The organism is Streptomyces niveiscabiei (assembly GCF_001419795.1).
GTDB classification, from domain to species: Bacteria; Actinomycetota; Actinomycetes; order Streptomycetales; family Streptomycetaceae; genus Streptomyces; species Streptomyces niveiscabiei.
The window spans coordinates 1-4,037 of sequence record NZ_LIRL01000131.1; the positions used below are offsets into that span (position 1 = coordinate 1).

The 4,037-nt window shown below is 69.5% G+C and carries 4 protein-coding genes and 1 pseudogene; 1 reads left to right on the forward strand and 4 read right to left on the reverse strand.

Features of this window, described 5'->3' with window-relative positions; all coding sequences use genetic code 11:
* A pseudogene (locus tag AOK24_RS07275) lies at positions 1-406 on the reverse strand (hypothetical protein); the annotation flags it as partial.
* A gap of 219 nt (positions 407-625) precedes the next feature.
* On the opposite strand from AOK24_RS07275, the gene AOK24_RS07280 reads away from it, so the two are divergent.
* On the forward strand, positions 626-1,636 hold the full coding sequence (locus AOK24_RS07280; protein WP_055719220.1) for a heme/hemin ABC transporter substrate-binding protein: 1,011 nt from the start codon (positions 626-628) through the stop codon (positions 1,634-1,636).
* Here the strand turns inward: AOK24_RS07280 and AOK24_RS07285 are convergent.
* From AOK24_RS07285 to AOK24_RS07295, 3 genes are read right to left on the reverse strand one after another with little or no spacing between them, the layout of a single operon-like run.
* Complete coding sequence (locus AOK24_RS07285) at positions 1,633-2,622, reverse strand: adenosine deaminase (RefSeq protein WP_055719221.1); 990 nt, start codon at positions 2,620-2,622, stop codon at positions 1,633-1,635. The genes AOK24_RS07280 and AOK24_RS07285 overlap by 4 nt on opposite strands.
* Before the next feature lie 20 nt (positions 2,623-2,642).
* Positions 2,643-3,554, reverse strand: coding sequence for a ribonuclease Z (locus AOK24_RS07290; protein ID WP_055719222.1), 912 nt, complete (start codon positions 3,552-3,554; stop codon positions 2,643-2,645).
* Positions 3,555-3,560: 6 nt separating this feature from the next.
* Positions 3,561-3,914: a histidine triad nucleotide-binding protein gene (locus AOK24_RS07295; RefSeq protein WP_055719223.1), complete on the reverse strand. Its 354-nt coding sequence runs from the start codon at positions 3,912-3,914 to the stop codon at positions 3,561-3,563.
* Between the last annotated feature and the right edge of the window lie 123 nt (positions 3,915-4,037).

Here is a 4,037-nt window from a genome sequence, read left to right on the forward strand (position 1 = left end):
CACCGGAAGTCCCCCCGAACGTCACCGGAATCCGCACGGTCTGGCTCTGATCCCCGCCCCGCGTATGGTCGTTGCGCGTAATGACCGCACACGTCACCCCACCCGCCGCGCAATCGGTGTTCGCATCCTTCGCCCGCACCTTGAGCTGAACGCTGAACGCCCCCTGATGCCCGCTACCGCCATACGGCTTGGCCAACCCCTCACCGTAGGAAGGGGGATTGGACGAAACCCACACGGACGCCCCGGACTCACCGGACATGTCGACACCACCGACACAGGGCGTGGGCGTCTTCCCGGGCCCGTTGTCGACACAGAAGGCGACATAGATGCCCTTCTCCGTGTTGTAGCCGGTACCGCTGACGGTCACCGTCTCACCCCCCGCGGCCAGCCCGGACGCCTTGGACACGGTGAGCCTCTGCCCCTCGGGCCCCGTGGCCGTACCGCTCGCCGCAGCGGCCGTCGGGGCGGTCACGAACAGGGCGACGGCCACGAGAGAACACACAACTCCCCGACCGCGTACGCCACTTGCCGATGTCATGAGAACACCCCCACCAGGCGAAACTAAGGAAAGCCTAACCTAAACTAAGCGTCAAGGAACTGCCAAGCACCGCGGAGAGGAAAGACCATGCGGAGACGACTGGCCGCCCTGGGAGCGGGCCTCGCGCTGCTGACGGCGGCCTGCGGGACCGGCGGGAGCGAGACGCGGGAAGCGCCGAAGACCGCGAGCGCACGGGCCGCCGCAGCGGTGGAGCGGCTCGCCGAGAACACGGTCGTACCGCTCGAAGGCCCCGCCCCCGTACCGGAGTTGCCGGTCACGGTGGAGTCCTCGGACGGCCGGAGGGTGACCGTCGCGGACGCCTCACGCATCCTGCCGCTCAACGGCGGCGTCGCGGAGACCGTGTTCACGCTCGGGCTCGGGAAGAACGTCGTCGGCCGGGACATCACGGCGACGTTCGAGGAGGCGAAGAAGCTTCCGCAGGTCACCAAGGCGCACGACGTGAGCGCGGAGAGCGTGCTGTCGCTGAGGCCGACGGTCGTGCTCGCCGACACCGACACGGGCCCCAAGGAGGCGATCGACCAGATCCGCGACGCCGGGGTTCCCGTCGTCGTCCTCGATCCGGCGACGAAGCTGGCCGACGTGACGACGCGAACGACCCGGATCGCGGCGGCACTCGGCGTCCCCGACGCCGGGAAGGCGCTCAACTCGCGGATGGGGAAGGAGCTTTCGCAGGCGCGGGCCGGGGTGCCGGCGAGCAGCAGGCCGAAGGTCGCGTTCCTCTACATGCGGGGCAGTGCGGCCGTGTACCTGATCGGCGGCAAGGGGTCCGGCGCGGACTCGCTGCTGGAGGCGGCGGGGGCTCGGGACGCGGGCGTGGCCGCCGGGTTCGCGCGGCCGTTCACGCCGATCACCACCGAGGCGCTCGCGCAGGCGAGCCCCGACGTCATCCTGATGATGACGAAGGGGCTCGACTCGGTCGGCGGCCTCAGCGGCCTGCTCCAGGTGCCCGGCATCGCCCAGACCCCCGCCGGGATGAACGAGCGGGTCGTCGACATGGAGGACGGCGTCCTGCTGAGCTTCGGCCCGCGCACGCCGCTCGTCATCGACATCCTGGTGGACAGGATCCACCGGCCCTAGAAGACGTAAGCGTCGACTTCCGCGAGGTACTCGGCCCGTCGCTCCTCGTCGTCCTCCAGGAAGGAGGCGACGAAGGAGTTGCGGGCCAGCTCGCGCAACTGCTCCTGCTTCAGGCCGAGTTCAGCGGCGACCGCGTCGAAGTTGTCGCCCGCGTAGCCGCCGAAGTAGGAGGGGTCGTCGGAGTTGACCGTGCACAGCAGCCCGGCGTCCAGCATCGCGGGCAGCGGATGCTCGGCGAGGCTGCCGACCGCCTTGAGCCGTACGTTGGACAGGGGGCACAGCGTCAGCGGCACCCGCTCGCGCACCAGCCGCTCCACCAGCGCCGGGTCCTCCACGCAGCGCAGGCCGTGGTCGACGCGCTCCACGCCGAGGACGTCGAGGGCCTCCGTGATGTACGCGGCCGGGCCCTCCTCCCCCGCGTGCGCCACCCGGCGTAGTCCCAGAGAGCCAGCCACCTCGTACACCTCGCGGAACTTCGCCGGAGGGTGGCCGACCTCGGCGGAGTCGAGACCGATACCCGTAATACGGTGGAGGTACGGCTTCGCGGCCTCCAGCGTCTCCATCGCCGACTCGGCGGACTCGTCGCGCAGGAAGCACAGGATCAGCCGGGTGGAGACGCCGTGCCGCGCCTCGCTCTCGCCGAGCGCCCGCCACAACCCCTCGACGACCGTGCCCAGTTCGACGCCGCGCGCGGTGTGCGCCTGCGGGTCGAAGAAGATCTCCGCGTGCCGGACGCCCTGCGCCGCCGCCCGTGCGAGGTACGCGTCCGCGAGGTCCGCGAAGTCCTCCTCCGTGCGCAGGACCGTCATCAGCGCGTAGTACAGGTCCAGGAACGACTGGAGGTCCGCGAAGTCGTACGCCCGCCGCAGGGCCTCCGTGTCCGCGTACGGCAGCGTCACGCCGTTGCGGCCGGCCAGCGCGAACGCCAGCTCCGGTTCCAGGGTGCCTTCGATGTGCAGGTGCAGTTCAGCTTTGGGGAGGGGCATCCAAGCATCGTACGGCCGTTTCACCGACGTTTCGGAACCGGTACGCGCATCAGGTCCCTGGCGATCGTCAGCTCGCCCTCGAACCCCGCGGACCTCGCCTGGCGCTCGAACTCCTCCGGGTCGGTGTAGCGCTGGCTGAAGTGGGTGAGGACGAGGTGGCGCACGCCGGCGTCCCGCGCGACCGCCGCCGCCTGGACCGCCGTCAAGTGGCCGTGGTCCTGCGCCAGTTGGGCGTCCTCGTCCAGGAACGTCGACTCGATGACCAGCATGTCGCAGTCCTCCGCGAGGGCGTGCACGCCGTCGCACAGGCGCGTGTCCATCACGAACGCGAACCGCTGTCCGCGCCTCAGCTCGCTGACGTCGTCCAGCGTGACGTCTCCCAGGGCGCCCTCGCGCTGGATCCGGCCCACGTCCGGGCCCTTGATGCCGTGCTCCGCGAGGCGGGCCGGGAGGATGCGGCGGCCGTCCGGCTCGACCAGGCGGTAGCCGTACGACTCGACCGGGTGCGAGAGCCTGTGCGCCTCCAGGGTGTACGAGGGGCCCTCGGCCAGCGTGAGCATGCCGCCGCCCGCGACCGGGGATTCGGTGATACCGACGGTTTCCCGGTACGCCGTGGAATACCGGAGCCTGTCGAAGAACCGCTGACCGGAACGCGGATAATGCGCGACCACCGGATGCGGCACCTGATCGAGATTGACGCGCTGAATCACCCCGGCCAGCCCGAGCGAGTGATCCCCGTGGAAATGGGTGACGCAAATCCTCTTCAGATCGTGCGCCGCGACACCTGCCCGCACCATCTGCCGCTGAGTACCCTCGCCGGGATCGAAAAGAATCCCGTCGGCGTCCCACCGCAGGAAATACCCGTTGTGATTACGGTGCCGGGTGGGCACCTGGCTGGCCGTCCCCAGCACCGTCAACTCACGCACCGACACGCGGATTCACCCCGGAGGCCACTGGAGCCCACGTCCGCCGAGGACATGCGCGTGCACATGAAACACCGTCTGCCCGGCACCGGCCCCCGTATTGAACACGGTCCGATGACTGCCGAGCTTCTCCTCGTCAGCGACGGCCTGCGTCTCCCGCAGAACATCGGCGAGAACATCCGGAGCCGCCACGGCAAGAGCACCGACATTCTCGTAATGCACCTTGGGAATCACGAGCACATGCGTAGGAGCCTGCGGATTGATGTCCCGAAAAGCAACGGTGGTCTCCGTCTCCCGCACAATCGTCGCCGGAATCTGCCCGGCGACGACTTTGCAGAACAGACACCCGCCCTGCGGCTCTCCTGCCATGCGTGTCCCTCCTAGGTAGTACGACGCATGGTAGTCGCAGGGCTGCCGCTGATACGTGGCCGCCCGCGCCTCAGACGGCCCCTAGGACGACGGCACCTCCGGCGCCACCCGCCCCGCGCCCTG